We start from the raw sequence: 16,356 nt of genomic DNA on the forward strand, positions 1-16,356 counted from the left end.
TGGCTTGTTCCCTAGATTGACGCAGGAATAGACCGCGACCTTGTGAGTGAACTGCACCCCAATTATTAGACACGTTCTAACATTGGAGGTGCAGTTCAGAGGGGGGGCGGTCTATTCCCGTTGCGACGAGTTCAGGATCAACACGACCAATGTAGCGAATCCGGGAGATAAGCCGACCGCCCTTACAAGCCAAGCTAGTACCTCTTACAGTATATCAAAATCCACTAAAATATGGGAACGTTCGTTCTGTTTTATAACCCGCCAAACGAGCAATACACAAGAATCGCTTGTTGCACAAGCAAGAGGTCCTTCTTGAAGCCGTGTCCGACGAAGTATTCCGACTCGATCGCGTCATGGCTCACTTCCTCCGAACGGAAGAAGGGAGGACAAGGATTAAGCATCGCGCCAGGCTTCGCGGTGTGCAGCTTCTCGAACGTAATCTGGTAAGCATCGATATATTTGGAGTTCTGGTAGGAGGCCGGCAGCGAATCCGTTAAGATGACATCGCTCTTCGGCAAGATGTCGACCAGAGCGGAATGAAAGCGATAGTTGGTACTAGGCTCCCTATATTCGTTTTCCGGTGTGCACACATGATGGAAGCGGAGGTTCATGACTTCCGCTAGATCGGCCCACGCCTTGAAGATGTTGCCGATGGGACCGACGTAAGTGTAAACAAGGTCAAGATAGTCCTCTCTCCGCTGTCGCAACGCGTATAAGTCGGCGACGACCTCGCACGGATGGTTCTCGTTGGTCATCGCATTGATAACTGGGATCGAGGCGTGCTCCGCAAGAAGTCTCACTTTGGCGGCGTCCGGGTGTCGTACGACGATGCCGTCGGCCCAATTTTCCAAGTACTTGACGGTGTCGATCAGCTCCTCCCTCCGATCCAGCGTCTCCGGCGGGAAGAGAATGCAGTCCCCTCCCAGCTGCCGAATGCCGCTCTGGAACGTCGTTCTCGTTCGAAGGCTAGTCTGCGGAAAGAAGAGGACGAACGTCTTCCCTTCTAGAGGCTTGCCGCCTGGATTCGCCTTCAATGTATCTGCAATCGTATATATCTCCTGAATGTGCCCGCTTGTGAAATGCAGCAGATCGATAAAATGCATGTTATCAAGCCCCCTCCGGTCATTAATCAACGACTGCACGTCACGGTCGGCAAGCGTCTCCTCGATCTCCACGAAGTCGTAGACACCGCGCTGCAAGCAGTACCCGACGATAACATCCCGCAAAATCGTAGGGCTGAGCGAGTACCCCGCCTTTTCCAACATATCCTCGGCTTCCTCATAGCTCCGCTGCAGCAGCACCGCCACTCGCAGATTTGGCCCGACTCGAACCGCGCCGCCCGATAGGTCAGCATGTCGCGCGAGAGAGCGAGCTGCCGAATGTACGTCCCGAGCGTCCCGGACGCCTGCTGGAGCTCCGGCATTGGCGCCTGCGCGGGTAAGGCGATTTCGTTGCCGGTGAGCAGCTCGGGAACCTCGCCCGCTTCCGCTTCGCTCCTCCATGTTGCGTGGCTTGCAACCCGCATCCGTCCGGACTCTCTTATATTCGAATCATACCAGAATTTAGTACAGGAGGGCTTTGGAAAATGCATGAATCCATTCGCACCGAGAGCCGCTTTTTTTGCATGCTTCACGAAGCGAAACAAACGTTCCCTGACAACAAGGTGTCCGATCCGTCGGTTATGATGAGGTCAAGCGCTCGCACTACGAATGAGGTGATGACCTTGCACTTTTCTCCTTACGCCCTGTTGGCTATAGCGGTCTACCTGTTGATCGGACTCATAGCAGGATATAGATACGTAACGAAAGAACTGCCCGGGCTGTTGGAAGCTGAGGATGATGATGACAGTGAAGAAGTACTCGCGGCCAAAGAGCAATTATCGAATGAACTCGATCGGATGCAACGATTGGTCGGCTCGAGAGGATTGATTTGCACCCTATTTTTGCTTTCGATGCTGTTTTGGCTGCCTGCGGCCGTCGTCATTTTCTTCCGAACTCACATCATGCGACGATGAGGAGCGACTTCTATGCATCCCTATTACTCTCAAATCAAGAAAAGGGCCGAGCATCATAAAAGCAGCCGCGAGTTGAAAAAGCAACTTCTTCTGAATAAAATGAGACAGCTTCAAAGCGCCTCCGACACGAAACAACCTGCCGGACCGGAACCCGCGGAGCCGGAAAACCGCGTAGCAGCGCTTCTGCGTCAAAATCGGCGGTTGAAACAGAGTGTGAAATCCCTCGAGAAATCGGAGGCCGCTAAGTCTACGAAGCTCGCGGCGCTTCAGGCGTCGAACCGAGCGCTGTCTAGAGAGCTTAAGGCTGCGAAAATGGAGCGTTACCAAGCGAATGAAGCATGGAGAGAGAACCAGTGCCAAGTCAACGCGCTGAAGGATCGGCTAGCTCAGTTGGAACAAGCCGGTCGTGAGTTGTCCAATGAGCGATGGCTTATGGAGCGTAAGGTCGATGAGTTATATAAGATGAATCGCCGTCACCAGGAAGCAAGTCAGCAGATGAGAAGAACCATCGCTCAAGCGGCAATCAAAGCTAGGCAACGCAAGCTCCAGTTGAAGGAGTTGGAGAAGAGGCTGGAATCGTCTCGTTCCCTTATGGAGCAAGCGCAATTCCATGCGGATCGAATCCGGCAACTAGAGCAAGAACTCGCCTCCGAACAGGGGAAACTTCAGCCTGTAGAACTGTTAGTCGAACAACTGCTTGGAAAGCTCGATCTTACAAGGTCGAGTCATGAGGCCGTTGCCGAGAAATTGCAATGGAAGCTGAAAAGAATGTTACATACACTGCGAAGCCTCCGTGAACACCCGATGGGGATGGAGCAACGCATGTACATCCATGGTTATATCATGAAGTCTCAAAACGACCATTACTTCTATGACCTTGAGCAAAACATGTACAGCATTGAGTCGGATGGAGGGGAATGGGAGTCGGACTTGCCGGCGAGAGCCGTTCGGATCGACGAGGATCGAGTGAGGATCCTCAAGCAGTACAGCTACCATTACTCGCCGCCGGGAACAAGGAATCGAGTTCATTCGGGTCAGGCGAGTCGTCCGGCGAGAGAGGAAAGCGGCAGCCGATCGGTTGACTTCATTTTCCCAAATCAGTTGAAGGTCTTACTCCTCGGCTCCCGAAATCGAACTCCGTATATTCGCGCATTGGAGAGAAGCAATGTAGAAGTGGATTGGTTCGACGGGTATGAGGAAGATCCGCATGTCTTGAAGCAGAAGTGGGGAGCGTCCCAAATCATTATCGTTTGTACGCGGCATGTCCCGCACTTCGTGCTGGATATTGTTAACAGGCATGAAGATCGAGTGCAATGCATGGATCGCGATAACATAAAATCCCTGCTCGTTCGAGTCCGTCATACGGCTCTCAAGCTGGGATTGATGTAGGGGAGGATCATCTCGGAACGGAGTTCATGAAGATCGGCTACCCGATCCGACCGATTAAAGATCCGGATAATCCCCATGATTCGTCAGGTCTATCGTCAAGGATACGCTGATCGTAGTGGTGACGGAGCAACCATGTTATACTACACAAATCTATGAAAATTTCAGATAACAACAAGGAGAACAATATGGGTAAAAAAATTCGATTCCTTTCGATTTGTCTGCTACTTGCCGGTTCCGTTGCCGGTTGCGCGGCGACAAGCCAAAATGAGGGGGGCGCAGCTCCTAGCGCAGAGTTGCGTGCCGATGAGCCGGCAGTGATCGCCGAAGCAACGGAAGCAACGGAAGCGGCTGCTACGAATATTGCGGAGAATCCGACACCGGCGATGGAGGCGGAGACGCCCCCCCTAGTTGAAGCGATTCGATGGACCATCGAGGACGAAGTCAACCAGTTCGATCTAGATGTGGATCGCGACGGGACGGCGGAAGTCATACGGATCCATGAACCGTCGGATTTCCTTGATCCCATCAACGTTGAAATCGAGACGAGCGGCGGGACGTATACGTTGGAGGACGAATTTTATTACGACAATTGGCCGACGATCGACATATACGATATCAACGCCGACGGGCGAATCGAAATCATCTTCAACGACGGTTATCGAGCTGGAGACTACATCAATCTCGTTACCTTTACCGGCCAGGACTTTCTTACGAATGATGCGCAGTTGGAGGGGCGAGTCCAACATATACTTGATAACCAAATCGTGACGGATATCGCGACGTATACGTTCACGGCCGACCTCGCCCTGGAACATACCGAGAATATTGCCGTTGCTGAGGAGGATTCGGTCGAAGCGGGCGACGAGCCTCTATTGGTAACCATAACGTTCCCGGAAAATGATTTGTCCTCCGTTCTGGACGCTCCCGATGCCGAACGGATCACGGAAATCACCATCGATAACCCGGTAGAATTCAGGCTTGAGGGCTTTAGCTCGCTGCCGAACGTCGCCACCCTGCGGATTGCAGATATTACGGTCGTTGGAGATCTGCCGGAGCTTACGAATGCTCCGAATCTGCAAGTCATCTACGTAGGCAATGAAAGCGACGAAGGGGATGTGGAATATTTCCTCCGGGGCTTCGGATTAAGCAACGATGTGGATTTCATCTACGCCGACGGAGAGAAGAATTTGTTCCAATCGGTTGAGGAGTAGACTGATCACCGAATCATATTCCGATGCAGCGCGCTCTCGATCAGCTTGACGGTCTGGTACGTCGCGAGATAGTCGACGGTTTCGCTAGACGTGTGCTCGTGGCGGTACCCCGCCGAGAGGTTGACGGACGGGATACCGAACTCGGTAGCCAGCACCTTGGCATCGCTGGAGCCGCCCGGCGTAACTCGCCAGTCGGGCATGCCGGCGAGGGCGCCGGCCGCTTCGAAGATCCTTCCGTATGCCTCACTACAGAACAGAATCACTCCCCCGCACGAGGTGACGATATCCCGAGTGCCGCGGCGGTCGACGACGATCGCGCCTCTCACGTCCCCCAGCCAATCCGCGTCCAACGCTTGGGAGCCTACCAGTCCGATCTCCTCCCGAACGGTGAACGCCACCTTCAGCGTCCCGTTGAAGTTCGTCCGATGCACGCGGCGGCACAGCTCGAGGACGACGGCCATCCCGGCCCGATCGTCGGCGCCGAGAATGCCCTCGGAGCTGGACAACACCGTCCCGTTACGAACGATGCGCCGCTCCGGCTCGATCTCGCTGTAGACGTCCATATGCGCCGACAGCAAGACGGTCGGACCCTCGCCGCACAGAATCGTCGCGCATACGTTCCCCGCGCGATCGACGAATAGATCGTCGACGCAGCGGCGAAGCTTGGAGATTGCCGCGCGCCGGATCCGCTCCTCGGCGCCGCTCTCTCCCGGGATCTCCAGCAGCTCCACCAAGCCTGCCGCAAACCGGTCCGCTTCGTAGCGAACAAGCGTGGCGGGTTCGGAGACGATGCAGTATAATCGTTCTGCGTATTCGAGCAGCCGCTCGGGCTCGGCGGGATTCATCTCCCACTGGACCCGCCGCCCCTGCGTGCGCATCGACATCCCTTCCGGAGCGCACGCCTGCAGGAGGTGTTTCTGCCGAGGGGAGGGATACAAGATCAAATTCGCGTGAGGCAGACGCTCGCCGTGCCCGTCGCAGCAGGAGTAGGTATGGATGCCGAGCTCGTTCATCCATCGGACGACGCCCGCCATGTAGAGGTCGATGCTCGACAACGGCAGCGGGTTGCGGCGCGGGTCGACGAGCGTCTCGCCGCCGGGGCCGTCGAATCGGTCGCGAGCCTCGCGGAGGGCGAGCCGCCAGTCCTTTTCCGAAATTAAAGGAAGTTCATCCAAGCCGATACCGGCTGCGTTCAGCGCACGGTCGAGCAGCGCACCGTAAGAAGAGTCCGGCGTCTCCAGGTCGGAGGCGCGGAAGCCGTAACGGGATAAGAGCGTGTTTACTGGAACTGCAACTGTAACTGTGTTCATAGAAGATTTACCCCTTTCGGTTGATATGCAACTAGCATACAAACCGAAGCGTGAAAGGCTGTCACGGTGACGAAGAGGAGCGGGATCGGCGTGCGAGAAGAAGAAGAGGAATCGTTCATTCCCTCGAATGAGGCGAGGGTGTTCAAGCAGCGGCGGAAGGAGGCGCTCTCGAAGCGCGACTACGCAGAAGCCGAGCGTTGTCGGGAGCAGTTGGTGTCCCTGTATGTCCACCACGGGGAGACGTACAAGTTCGGCGACCGTCCGGACCCCGCACTGGCGATGACATGCCTTAAGGAAGCGCTGCGCATGCAGCCCGAGCATCCGATCGCGAATTACCGCTATGCCCATCTCCTCTATAAAGAGGAGGCTTATGCGGAGGCGGCGATGCATTTCCACAAGTCGCTCGCGCCTACGCTGACGCTGCAGTTGAACGATCAGCAGGCGTATATCGCGAATATTTTCCTAGTAAACTGTGGGGTCCTGATCGCTAGAGAAGCGATGCGCGAAATTGGATATTTAAGCGGGGACGAACATGCGGAATACGATCTGGACGTTGTCGAACGGTATGAGGAGCGAATGCTGATCGAGAGTGAGAAAATGCTCCAAAGTCATATGTTTCTCAAGACGACGGAAGACAGGACGGAATATTTTTCTAAGGATCAATATGACGAGTACCGGGTGAAGGCCGCGCGGGAGGAAGTGCTCTTATGCGCGGAGGAGGAGGCGTTCGAGCTGCAGTTCGGATCCCATCGCCCCGTGCCGCTTGATAAGCTGTCCTTCCTTGTGCTGCGGAAGTTATTCGCGTCGGACAAGTTCCTACAGGGCGGCGAGCTCGCCGAAGGGCTCCCGGCCACCTCCCGGGGGAGTCCGGTCACCTCGGTCTACGTACGCCAGATTTTCTCTCGGCTTCATCGGGAGATCCCCTACTGGGACGAGATCGTCGACACGATGGCGACGGGCAACCGAACCGAGCGGAAGCTGCGCGGCGGGTTGCGGTTTACGCTACTGTACCATGCGAGTATCGTGCTGCCGTAGGTGGGATTGCCCGGTGGCGGGAATAGGTTATGTCGAGATTTTTCGAATGATGTAGAAATAGGAAGGAATTTCTTGATTTGGGTCGAATAAAACTCGAATCATGGAAAACAGGAGTTGGCATAGTCTTGGAGATGGATCGCCTAAGACGCGCGATTCGGTGCCGTTCGCTCGTTAGCGTACAAGTGTTAAAGGGTGAGGTCGTCTGCGCGGTTCCGGCGTGCGACTGCCGGCAAGAGATAGAATTGCATACCATTTTCGAATTATACGCAAGACTCTATACGTTGTTGGATAATACGAACTACGCGGATTACGAATCGATGCGTTGGTCCGATTCCGACGGGGTGAGACATGCGCTCGAGGTGATGAGGCATTCGTGGGAGGTCCATATGGAGGCTTCCTCCCGCCCGTACCGGGACCATATGGACATTCGATTGTCGGAGGAAACGAAAGGGTTATTCGGCGATGTCATCGACAAAGCGGATTCACCGACAACGTTGTTGCTCCATCTCATGAGCTTCTTGCTCGCGCTCGACGAATGGCTGTCGGAGCTGAAGGATGAGATGATGAGCTTTACGCCTTCCGAGTTCCCGATTCGCACCGCGTTCGGGGACGTCGTTCCGCAGTGGGACTCCGCGATCCTCCGCGCATTGCAACGGAATAGCGCTTATGAGGCCGCGGTCGATCCGAATTACCTTCTGCTGTCCAAGAAGGTGAACAACTTCCATGTCGCCCGGAGCTCTTACGCCCATTACGAGGTGAAGCATCAGTACGTCGATCTTCCGATGTACGCGGTGGAGCGGGTTGCGGAGTTAACGATCGGATTTCTTCCGGGGAAATGGGATTTGAGCCGGGATTATCGGATCGTGACAGAGGAGCCGATCGAGGGAGAGGATTTGCTCCCCTTCTTCTTCGGGAATCCGACGGACGAGGAGGCGTACAACGCCTACGTAACGGAGGCATTTACGTATATTTTAAAGCGGAACCCGGACATCATCATGCTTCCCGAGCTGTTCACGCCTCCGACGCTCCGCGAGGAATTGAAAGCGATGTATATCGCCGAGCGGCAGCGCCGCAAGCGCGAACGTCAGCCGAGTCGTGCCGCGCTTTTCTTAACAGGCTCCTATCACGAGCAGGAGGGAGGGCATGTTCGAAATGCAGCCCAGGTGCTCACCCGGACCGGGAACCTCCTTACGACCGTCTATAAGATGAACCGTTTCATTCTTCATCGCAACAAGCGTTTCCAAGAGGAACTAGCCCCTTTCCTATACATCGACGGCGTGGAACGGAATCAGTATCGACGCGAGCTGACTTTGTTCGAAACGCGTTGGGGGCGGATGGCGTTCTTCATTTGCGTCGATTTTATTACGCATCACATCGAGCGGATCCTGGTGGATCGGCGCGTGGATATCGTCTTCGTCATGGCGATGACGCCGAATCCGGCGGGCGGGAAGTTTATTCGGAAAATGCAGGATCTAGCGGAACGGAACGGGACGATCGTCGTCGTGTGCAACCAATACGGGAGCGCAACGGCTCCGAAGGGAAAGAAGGCGGTTCGAATCGTCGTCTCTCTGCCGGGCTACCGGCACGTGTTCGTCGACGAGAGCGATTACGGCGTCATCAGCATCGGGGATATGTTGAGTTATGTAGAACAGAAACATGCGGAGAAACAATAAGTTGAGATTCGACATCGAGTCCTTTATAATTCAAAGTGTACAATAAGTGTATTGAGGGGTGAGGCAATGAACGAACGTCTTTGGAAAGCAATCGAACGATGGGAAGAGACGAAGGATGCCGAGGCGAAGGAAGCGACCGGTCATCTTCTCATTGTATTGCAGAATGCGTTAGAGCATGCCGCCGACACCGACCCGATCGAATTGGATCAAGTTCGACTCCTCCTTGAGTATGGGATGGAAGACGAGAAACCCGCGGACTTGAAAAGTTATAATTTAGGAATGGCGCGAACCATCGTAAATTTCCTGCAACATCACATCTTCGAGAAGCAAAAGGAAATATCCGTTATGGCGCTTCCCCAACTCGAAAGGGACGTGCTTATGGCGATCGGCGCGACGCCCGATATTACGCCGAAGCAGATCGCCGACCGATTGCGGATCGAGAATCGTCAACAGGTTAGCAACTTGCTGCGTTCCTTACGGATGAAGCAGTTCGTACGTTATATAGAGGCGGGAAAGTATCATCTCTATCGACTGACCCGTTCCGGTCAACAGCAATATGAGCGTCTCAAGGCGGCGGAAGAGCCGTCCGCGTCGATTGCGCCTGCGCTTGATCAAGCGCGGAGGAGCGCGAAGAGGGCCGAGGCGAAGTCGGCAATGCAAGAGGCGGCGATGACGGTAATATTCCCCTACGTCGCACATTCGAAAGAACAAGCGAAATCGAGCAATAAGGCGCCATTTGAACGGGATATTTTCCATAACGTTGTTGCGTTCATGCAAGGCATGCATGGAAGCGTAGAAGTCGGTCGTCTCGGAGCTTCGGCGAAGACCGCGGAAGTTTCGAGGAGAAAGCCCGGAAGCCAAACGTATATTATGCCGCTCATAGATGAGGTCGTTCTTCAATGATAAAGACGAATCTGGGAGTCGTAAGTCACCAAGTAAATCTCTGGTATGGTCAGCTCGACGAAGCGCATCGGGAGCAAGTTCGGAGGTGGGCCGAAGACGGGGGCCAGGAGTTTCTTATTAACTTGATGGCCAAGTTCGAAGATCAAGTCGACCTGCTGCGGGAGTGGCAGACCGAGATCCGACAACGTTTAAGAGAGAGAAACCGTATCATCGTTCAGACGGAGATAATCGATTCGTGCCCCAACCTGCCGAAGAACGTGGTAGAGGCCGTAGTCAAAGCCGTGGAATCGACGTTGAAAGACTACCGGCTTTCCGCGGAGTTAAGGAAGATGGATCCGGAGACGTTCGCCAAGGTCGTTGAGCGGATCTTCGTCGATAATTACCTTGAACGACGATACGATTCCTGGGATAAATGCGATGCGTATTTAGGCTTGAACGACGAGCAGAAGACGAAGCAATGTTATTTATCCGTGATGAATATAATCGAGTATCATTACAGTATCTTCGAAACGCTGGAGCAGCTGGAAGGCTTCATGCAGGAGGAGCTCGAGTGGGACGGACCGAAGGCGGGCCTGTTCACCGAACTGGTCGTGCGTTACCGCGAGGCGCTGGACCGCACGATGCTCTTCAAGAAGCTTAGACGGCTTGAACAGCTCGTGCAAGACAGCAATGATCGGATCGAATAATGACGACCTCCACCGAGGAGCACCCAATGATAGGGTGCTCCTTTTTTCGTTCGCCGCCGGTCTCCCTCCGCGAAGCGGACGCGGAATCCGCGTGCGCTGCCGCCCTCCTTGCCGGTTAGGGAACAGGAAAGTTCCTTATTTTCGTAATACGAGGAAAAAAGGGGCGAATAGGGAACACGAAAGTTCCTTATTCTCGGCAGAAACGGTCCGAAACGAGACTTTCGAGCGAAATAGGGAAATTACATGTTCCTTATTCGGGCGAATATGGGGGAGGGAGCGCAAATAGGGAACATTGCTGTTCCCTATTCGAGAAGCGCGCTTGGCTGAACCGTCAGCGCTTATGCATCGGACTTGACGATATAATGCTGCAGCGCCGTGTTGTAGTATCCTTCGCTGTATTCCACCGTCTGCCCGGACGCGTCGACGGCGTAGCGAAGCCGCTTTAGCACCGGCGCGCGGACGTCCTCGAGCGCGAGCGTCGCGGCGACGTCGGCGGGGGCGAACGCCGCGGCGAATTCGTCCCGGAACGTAACGAGCGCGACGTCCTGCTCCTCCAGCCATTCGTACAGCGACTGCGCGTCGAGGATGGAAGGCTCCGCGTTCGCGAGCCGGGAGGGAAGGTAGTGAAAGTAATGGATATACGGAACGTCGTCCAGGAAGTACAACCGTTCCACGCAGAGACATTCCGGTCCGAAGCGCCGGTACGGCTCGGTTCCTTCCACACAATGGATCGTCTTGGCGCCGAGCAGCCGCTTGCGCATCCGGTGGCCTTCCTCCACAAGCACTTCCGTGAACCGCTGCCAGGTCGAACGCTTCGTCGTCGCCGTATTGCGGACGACTCGCGTTCCCCGGCCGCTGCTCGGCTCGAGGTAGCCCTCTTGGACGAGCTCCTTGACGGCGTTGCGGACGGTAATCTTGCTTACGCCGAACTCCTCTTCGAGCCGCGGCTCGGAAGGGATGTTCGTATCGAGCGGGTAGACGCCGTGCAGGATGCGATCCTTCAAAATGTTCTTGATTTGCAAATACAACGGGCGCTTGTTCCGGGAAAGGGTCATCTCGGCAGCAGCTACCTTTCTATATCGTCTGTCGCTTCGGCGAGGGCGCGCTCGACTTCGGGCTCCGTCGACATCGGCGAATCGCCCGAGACGGTATGCGCGAGCATCGCGGCCGCGGCGGCGAAATCGACGATGCGCTCGGACGAACGGTCCTCTAACACGCCGTGCAGGATGCCTGAGGCGAACGCGTCGCCTGCTCCGATTCTATCATAGACGGGGAAGGAGAACTTCTTGGAAAAGGCGAAGGTCTCCTCCTTGTACAGATACCCTTGCAGCGAATGCGCGGCGTCCGGATGGACGGTTCGGTGCGTTCCGGCGACGACGGAAATGTCGTACGCTTGAGCGACGGCGGGGATGAGCTCGAGCAGCCGCTCCCGCCGGTCTTGCCGCGCCGTGGTCATGCCCAGAATGTGCATGGCGTCCTTCTCGTTCATGAAGACGAGGTCGGCGAGACGCAGCATGTCGATATAATGAGGCTTGGCCAAGGCATAGCCGTCCTCTCCCCAGAGCGAGGGGCGGTAGTTGCAGTCGAACGACACGAGGCGGCCCGCCGCTTTAGCCGCGGCCGCGAGCGCCTTCGTCTGCGCCCGGACGACGTCGTTCATCGCGAGGGAGATGCCGCAGAAATGGGCAACGTCGGCCGCTCGTACGATGCCGTCGACGTCGTAGGCGTCCGGCGGCGCCGTGTTAAAGCTGCTCTCCGCGCGATTCGCGTACGTGACGCGGCTCGGCCGCGGACCGAAGCCCGTCTCGAGGAAATACATGCCGAGCCAGCGGCCGCCGCGCCTCACGAGCGATGTGGCGACGCCGAGCTTGCGAATATGAGCGAGCGCGGCGTCGCCGAGCGGGCTTGCGGGCAGCGTGGTGACGATGTGCGCCGTATGGCCGAAGCGGGACAGCGCCGAGGCGACGTTGACGTTCGTGCCCGAGAACGAATACCGCAGCGTGTCGGCCTGCGTCAGCAGATCGTGCCCGGGCACCTGCAATCGCATCATCACTTCACCGAAGCACGCGATCGTCTTAGGCATAGCGGTCCACCAACGCCTTCATCGCGTCGACGAGCTTCCGAACGTCTTCCGGCTTCGTTCGGCCGGTCGCGCCGTCGACGATCGAGGAATAGACGTGCGGGATGACTTGAGGCACGCCGGCTTCCAGCGCGATGCGGAGGATCGCTTCGAAGTTGTCCGGGTCGATGCCGCCGGTCGGCTCGAGTGCGAACCCTTCTTCGCCGCACGCTTTCGCCACGGCGCGCAGCTCGTCTTCGATCGCGAGGCCTCCCATCGGGAAATACTTCAACGCATTGCCGCCCATGTCGCGGACGAGCGCGATGGCCGCCTTGACGGGGACGACGGCGGGCTCGGGATGCGCGGCGCTCGCCGGTCCGGTCGACAAGTTGACATAACCGGCTTGGCCCGACGGCGACACCAACGCGTTGATCCAACCTGCCCTTCCGCCGAGGTTGGCGCGCGTCGCTCCGACGGAGGGGAATACCTGGTTTATATGGGTGCCCGCGTACTGCTTGACGATCTCCGCGACGACGCCGGCTTGCCGGTTGTCGCCTGCGCCGAGCCCGATGGACACTGCATCGTCGATGCGGCGTCCGGTTTCGCGCATGGCGGCGACGGCGTCCTCGACGGTTGCGTACTGTTTGGACAACATGCCGACCAGCACGAAGCCGTCCCCGGCGCGGAAGACGTCCTCGGCGTTGTCGGGGCCGTTCGCGAGCACGTTGAGCGCCGCCCGGTTTCGATACAATCGTTTTCCGATATTCGCCATCTTAACGTCCTCCTGCCAGCTCGCGGATTCGCGCCGCGATCACTGGAATGTCGTCCCCTTGCAAGGACCGGGGATCCAGATCGAAGTAGCCTTGCTTGACGCCGTAGTCGCGCGTGTAGACGGCGATCGGCCCGGTCCGCAGCTCGATGGCCATACGCTCGGCCGTCATGCCCGCATGCTCCGGATCGATCCGCACCCGCGCCCGGAAGATGGAGCGGCCCGAATCGTCCTGCACGATCGTCACGCCGACGCCCGGCAGCTCGTTCAGCGGGAGGAACGCTTGCAGCGCTTCCTTCTCCCGTTCGCTCGTGTCCTCTTTCGCGACGTACTCCTCGAGCGCCTGGAGCAGCCCGAAGATCGCTTCCTTCCCGACCTTCATGCCGCGGCCGATGCCGTGCAGCTGGGTCTTGACCCAGTCGACGTAGGTTCGCTTCCCGCAGACGATGCCGGACGTCGGGCCTTCGATCGCCTTCGAGCCGCTGTAGATGACGAGATCCGAGCACGCAGGGTACTTGCGAAGATCCTCCTCCGCCGCGGCGTCGACGATGAGCGGCACGCCGCGCCGGCTCGCGACTTCCCAAGCCTCCTCGACGGAGAGCATGTTCTTCTGGACGCAATGATGCGACTTCACGTACAGGACGGCGGCCGTCTCCTCCGAGATCGCCTCTTCCAGATGCTCCGCTCGGCCTTCGTTGGCGTACCCGATTTCTCTCACGCGCCCGCCCCCCAAGAACACCATCGTCTCGACCGGGGCGCCGTATTGCACGTTATGCCCCTTAAATAAGAGGATTTCGTTCCGGGAGAGCGGCTCTTGATGCAGGCGCAAGCTCTTGCGCCGATCTCCCCGCGTCACGACGGCCGCGACGCACAGCGCGATGCCGCTCGACGCCGAGTTGACGACGACGGCCGATTCCGCCCCGAGCGTTCGGGCGATATGCGCCCCGGACGCCTCGACCAGCTCGGCCATCTCGACGTACTGCCGCCCGCCGAGCTTCATGGCGTCCATCACCGTGTCGGAGGGCGCCGACACGCCGATGACGCTCATGCGGCCGCTGGCGTTCACGACCCGCTTAAGCCCGTACTTCGCAAGGAATGAATGATCCATGAATGACAACTCCTTTGGGTTCGATTCGGCGCTCCGACATGCGAACGGCGCCTTCGGAATCGTATAGGGCGATCGGTTCCCGCTTCACCTCGAACAGGGTGAGCATCGCGGCGTCTCCCTTGCGGATCCGGCCGAGCTCGGGTCGTCCGAGGCTTGCGGCGGCGCGGGAGGTGACGGCCGCGACGACGTCCGCAAGCGGGTACCCGAGCGCGAGAAACTTCGTCATGACGTTCGCCAGACTGTACACCGGGCCGTGGATCCGGTTGCCTCGATAAATATCCGAGCTGATCGTATCGGGCGCGATGCCGTGGCGAAGGGCGGCTTCGGCGACCGCGAAGGAGAAGCTCGCGGTACCGTGGCCGACGTCCAGCCGCACGCCGCGTTCGATCGCCGCCCGCAGCGCGGGCAGAGGCCCGGCCAGAGCGTCGAAGAGATTGTTCGGCTTGCCGTGCAAATAATGGGTCAAGATGTCGCCTTGGCGAAGCAGCGGCAGAATGTCTCCGATGGCCGGCGGTCCCGAGCCGATGTGGACCATGAGCGGCAGACGCGTCGCGTCCGACAGCGTTCGCGCGAGGCGGAGCGGCGCGATACCGTTATCGCCCACGACGCTCCGGCTAATGCGCGCCTTCAGCCCGACGACGAAGTCCGGGTGCCGGCGAACGGCCTCGATCGCGGCCGCCTCGTCGATCCAGGCGAGGTCGGACAGCTCGTCGATTCGCGCGAGCCCGATCCGGGAGACGTTGAGAAACGCGAGAAGCTTCGTTCGCGCGCGCCTGCCGCTTGCGGCGAGCTCCGCGATCCGGTCCGCCCCGCAGCTGCCGGCGTCCACGACCGTGGTCACGCCTTGGCGAACGCCGATTTCGTCCAGTTCGTCCCCGTACGGATCGAACTCGGGAAAGGCGTGCGCATGCAGGTCGATCCAGCCGCTGGAGACGTACAGCCCCGTTCCGTCGAACGCCGGGGCTCCGCCGCGGACGGTCCCCGGGGCCGTCACGGCGGCGATCCGACCGTCTTCGATCGCGATATCGACGACGCGTTCGTCCATCGTTTTCAAGTGATGTAATAGAAGTTTCTCCCCCACGCGATCCCCCGCTTCCCGTCGATTCTACTTCTACATTACCACACAATTCGAATCAATCAATATAACGTTATAATGTTTTAGTTATGTTTACGGAACGAAGAGGCGAACTTACTATAAATTGAAGTACCGAACAACCGTTGGCCGTTGCGACAGACTGCAAGAGGCGGCTTCCCGGCGAGATCGACCGGTTGGTCGGCACGCTTGTTCGCTAAACGCAGGAAGGAAAGGAATAGCGTCAGGAGGTCGCTTACGCCGCGGCGGTGGGGGGCAACGAGGACAACGAGGTAAAAACGAAGACCTGCCATTGGTTAAGGGCAGATCTTCGGTTTACGTCAAATCGCGACTACGATGAAACAAATCAGATTCCTGCTTCCAACATGTTCACCGTTACTTTCTCGACTCTGCCATCCAGATCCGTCCCGTTAAACTTCGGAAGCTTCAACTCGCTTACGATTTTTCCGTCGCGCATAAACAGAATACGCTCCGTCCGAGCCGCAACCTTCGCATCGTGAGTGACAAGCAGAATCGCAGTACCGTCCGCATTGATTTCGGAAAATAGGTCCATGATCTCCTGCGCGGATTTTGAGTTGAGCGCGCCCGTGGGCTCGTCGCCGAAGATGATTTTCGGGCTGTTCATAAGCGCGCGGCATATTCCCGCACGCTGAAGTTGACCTCCCGATACCTGTGTAATGTCGCGATTTTCAAGCTCCGCGATGCCTACTCTGTTCATAAGCGCTTTTGCCTTCTCCGAAATTTCCGCGGCGTTTTTTTTGCGATCGCGCATGGACGGCAAAATAATGTTATCGAAGATGTTCAACTGTTTCAGCATCGTCGGTTGTTGAAAAACAAATCCCATTTGAGTTCTACGTATATCCGAAAGCTCATTCTCCGGGGTCGTCGATAGGTCTCTACTGTTAAAAAAGACCTTCCCGCCATCGATGTGATCCGTTCCGCTCAGCGCAAACATCAGCGTTGATTTTCCCGAGCCTGAAGGTCCCATAACCGCAACGAACTCGCCCTCGTTGATTTCGACGGACACTCCATCGAGCACATTGCGTCGTTCCCCCCCTACACCGAAAGACTTAACGATCTGATCGCCGATCATCATCTTCATCATC

At 57.3% G+C, this 16,356-nt stretch carries 15 protein-coding genes; 7 read left to right on the forward strand and 8 right to left on the reverse strand.

Going from position 1 to position 16,356, the window contains the following annotated elements:
• Positions 1–251 precede the first annotated feature (251 nt).
• Complete coding sequence (locus tag RIN49_RS09420; protein WP_309119919.1) at positions 252–1,265, reverse strand: ornithine carbamoyltransferase; 1,014 nt, start codon at positions 1,263–1,265, stop codon at positions 252–254.
• A gap of 320 nt (positions 1,266–1,585) precedes the next feature.
• Here RIN49_RS09420 and RIN49_RS09425 point away from each other — a divergent pair, with 320 nt between their 5' ends.
• The 3 genes from RIN49_RS09425 to RIN49_RS09435 all read left to right on the forward strand — a co-directional run bounded on the left by RIN49_RS09425 (position 1,586) and on the right by RIN49_RS09435 (position 4,614).
• Positions 1,586–2,014: a hypothetical protein gene (locus RIN49_RS09425; RefSeq protein WP_309119920.1), complete on the forward strand. Its 429-nt coding sequence runs from the start codon at positions 1,586–1,588 to the stop codon at positions 2,012–2,014.
• A 12-nt stretch (positions 2,015–2,026) separates the two neighbouring features.
• Positions 2,027–3,403, forward strand: a complete 1,377-nt coding sequence (locus tag RIN49_RS09430; protein WP_309119921.1) for a hypothetical protein — start codon at positions 2,027–2,029, stop codon at positions 3,401–3,403.
• A 185-nt stretch (positions 3,404–3,588) separates the two neighbouring features.
• On the forward strand, positions 3,589–4,614 hold the full coding sequence (locus RIN49_RS09435; protein ID WP_309119922.1) for a hypothetical protein: 1,026 nt from the start codon (positions 3,589–3,591) through the stop codon (positions 4,612–4,614).
• Positions 4,615–4,619: 5 nt separating this feature from the next.
• On the opposite strand, the gene RIN49_RS09440 is transcribed toward RIN49_RS09435, so the two are convergent.
• A complete protein-coding gene (locus RIN49_RS09440) occupies positions 4,620–5,924 on the reverse strand; it encodes a M28 family peptidase (protein WP_309119923.1) in 1,305 nt (434 codons plus the stop codon).
• 66 nt (positions 5,925–5,990) lie between these two features.
• Between RIN49_RS09440 and RIN49_RS09445 the strand changes: the two genes are divergently transcribed.
• The 4 genes from RIN49_RS09445 (at position 5,991) to RIN49_RS09460 (ending at position 10,221) form a co-directional block, all read left to right on the forward strand.
• Positions 5,991–6,959, forward strand: coding sequence for a tetratricopeptide repeat protein (locus RIN49_RS09445; RefSeq protein WP_309119924.1), 969 nt, complete (start codon positions 5,991–5,993; stop codon positions 6,957–6,959).
• A 131-nt stretch (positions 6,960–7,090) separates the two neighbouring features.
• Complete coding sequence (locus RIN49_RS09450; protein ID WP_309120061.1) at positions 7,091–8,632, forward strand: nitrilase-related carbon-nitrogen hydrolase; 1,542 nt, start codon at positions 7,091–7,093, stop codon at positions 8,630–8,632.
• Positions 8,633–8,698: 66 nt separating this feature from the next.
• Positions 8,699–9,535: a MarR family transcriptional regulator gene (locus tag RIN49_RS09455; RefSeq protein WP_309119925.1), complete on the forward strand. Its 837-nt coding sequence runs from the start codon at positions 8,699–8,701 to the stop codon at positions 9,533–9,535.
• The gene (locus RIN49_RS09460) at positions 9,532–10,221 is read left to right on the forward strand and encodes a hypothetical protein (RefSeq protein ID WP_309119926.1); all 690 of its coding nucleotides are present in this window, start codon (positions 9,532–9,534) and stop codon (positions 10,219–10,221) included. The genes RIN49_RS09455 and RIN49_RS09460 overlap by 4 nt, the downstream gene beginning before the upstream one ends.
• A gap of 338 nt (positions 10,222–10,559) precedes the next feature.
• Here RIN49_RS09460 and RIN49_RS09465 read toward each other — a convergent pair whose 3' ends face one another.
• The 6 genes from RIN49_RS09465 to RIN49_RS09490 all read right to left on the reverse strand — a co-directional run bounded on the left by RIN49_RS09465 (position 10,560) and on the right by RIN49_RS09490 (position 16,355).
• Positions 10,560–11,276 carry a GntR family transcriptional regulator gene (locus tag RIN49_RS09465; RefSeq protein ID WP_309119927.1) on the reverse strand — a complete coding sequence of 239 codons (717 nt, stop codon included), beginning with the start codon at positions 11,274–11,276 and terminating at the stop codon, positions 10,560–10,562.
• A gap of 11 nt (positions 11,277–11,287) precedes the next feature.
• A complete protein-coding gene (locus RIN49_RS09470; RefSeq protein WP_309119928.1) occupies positions 11,288–12,304 on the reverse strand; it encodes a sugar kinase in 1,017 nt (338 codons plus the stop codon).
• A complete protein-coding gene (gene dagF / locus RIN49_RS09475; protein WP_309119929.1) occupies positions 12,297–13,052 on the reverse strand; it encodes a 2-dehydro-3-deoxy-phosphogluconate aldolase in 756 nt (251 codons plus the stop codon). Before dagF ends, RIN49_RS09470 begins: the two co-directional genes overlap by 8 nt.
• Position 13,053: 1 nt before the next feature.
• Positions 13,054–14,157: a DgaE family pyridoxal phosphate-dependent ammonia lyase gene (locus RIN49_RS09480; RefSeq protein ID WP_309119930.1), complete on the reverse strand. Its 1,104-nt coding sequence runs from the start codon at positions 14,155–14,157 to the stop codon at positions 13,054–13,056.
• Positions 14,123–15,238: an amidohydrolase/deacetylase family metallohydrolase gene (locus tag RIN49_RS09485; RefSeq protein WP_309119931.1), complete on the reverse strand. Its 1,116-nt coding sequence runs from the start codon at positions 15,236–15,238 to the stop codon at positions 14,123–14,125. Before RIN49_RS09485 ends, RIN49_RS09480 begins: the two co-directional genes overlap by 35 nt.
• A 358-nt stretch (positions 15,239–15,596) precedes the next feature.
• Positions 15,597–16,355, reverse strand: a complete 759-nt coding sequence (locus tag RIN49_RS09490; RefSeq protein WP_309119932.1) for an ABC transporter ATP-binding protein — start codon at positions 16,353–16,355, stop codon at positions 15,597–15,599.
• Position 16,356: the final 1 nt, after the last annotated feature.

This window comes from Paenibacillus sp., from assembly GCF_031177825.1.
Taxonomy (GTDB): domain Bacteria; phylum Bacillota; class Bacilli; order Paenibacillales; family YIM-B00363; genus Paenibacillus_AE.

What these genes read in the sequence shown, in the direction of transcription:
- RIN49_RS09420 (WP_309119919.1), bottom strand. Translation starts at nt 1,265, where the DNA reads ATGTTGGAAAAGGCGGGGTACTCGCTCAGCCCTACGATTTTGCGGGAT.
- RIN49_RS09425 (WP_309119920.1), top strand. Translation starts at nt 1,586, where the DNA reads ATGCATGAATCCATTCGCACCGAGAGCCGCTTTTTTTGCATGCTTCAC.
- RIN49_RS09430 (WP_309119921.1), top strand. Translation starts at nt 2,027, where the DNA reads ATGCATCCCTATTACTCTCAAATCAAGAAAAGGGCCGAGCATCATAAA.
- RIN49_RS09435 (WP_309119922.1), top strand. Translation starts at nt 3,589, where the DNA reads ATGGGTAAAAAAATTCGATTCCTTTCGATTTGTCTGCTACTTGCCGGT.
- RIN49_RS09440 (WP_309119923.1), bottom strand. Translation starts at nt 5,924, where the DNA reads ATGAACACAGTTACAGTTGCAGTTCCAGTAAACACGCTCTTATCCCGT.
- RIN49_RS09450 (WP_309120061.1), top strand. Translation starts at nt 7,091, where the DNA reads ATGGATCGCCTAAGACGCGCGATTCGGTGCCGTTCGCTCGTTAGCGTA.
- RIN49_RS09455 (WP_309119925.1), top strand. Translation starts at nt 8,699, where the DNA reads ATGAACGAACGTCTTTGGAAAGCAATCGAACGATGGGAAGAGACGAAG.
- RIN49_RS09460 (WP_309119926.1), top strand. Translation starts at nt 9,532, where the DNA reads ATGATAAAGACGAATCTGGGAGTCGTAAGTCACCAAGTAAATCTCTGG.
- RIN49_RS09465 (WP_309119927.1), bottom strand. Translation starts at nt 11,276, where the DNA reads ATGACCCTTTCCCGGAACAAGCGCCCGTTGTATTTGCAAATCAAGAAC.
- RIN49_RS09470 (WP_309119928.1), bottom strand. Translation starts at nt 12,304, where the DNA reads ATGCCTAAGACGATCGCGTGCTTCGGTGAAGTGATGATGCGATTGCAG.
- dagF (WP_309119929.1), bottom strand. Translation starts at nt 13,052, where the DNA reads ATGGCGAATATCGGAAAACGATTGTATCGAAACCGGGCGGCGCTCAAC.
- RIN49_RS09480 (WP_309119930.1), bottom strand. Translation starts at nt 14,157, where the DNA reads ATGGATCATTCATTCCTTGCGAAGTACGGGCTTAAGCGGGTCGTGAAC.
- RIN49_RS09490 (WP_309119932.1), bottom strand. Translation starts at nt 16,355, where the DNA reads ATGATGAAGATGATGATCGGCGATCAGATCGTTAAGTCTTTCGGTGTA.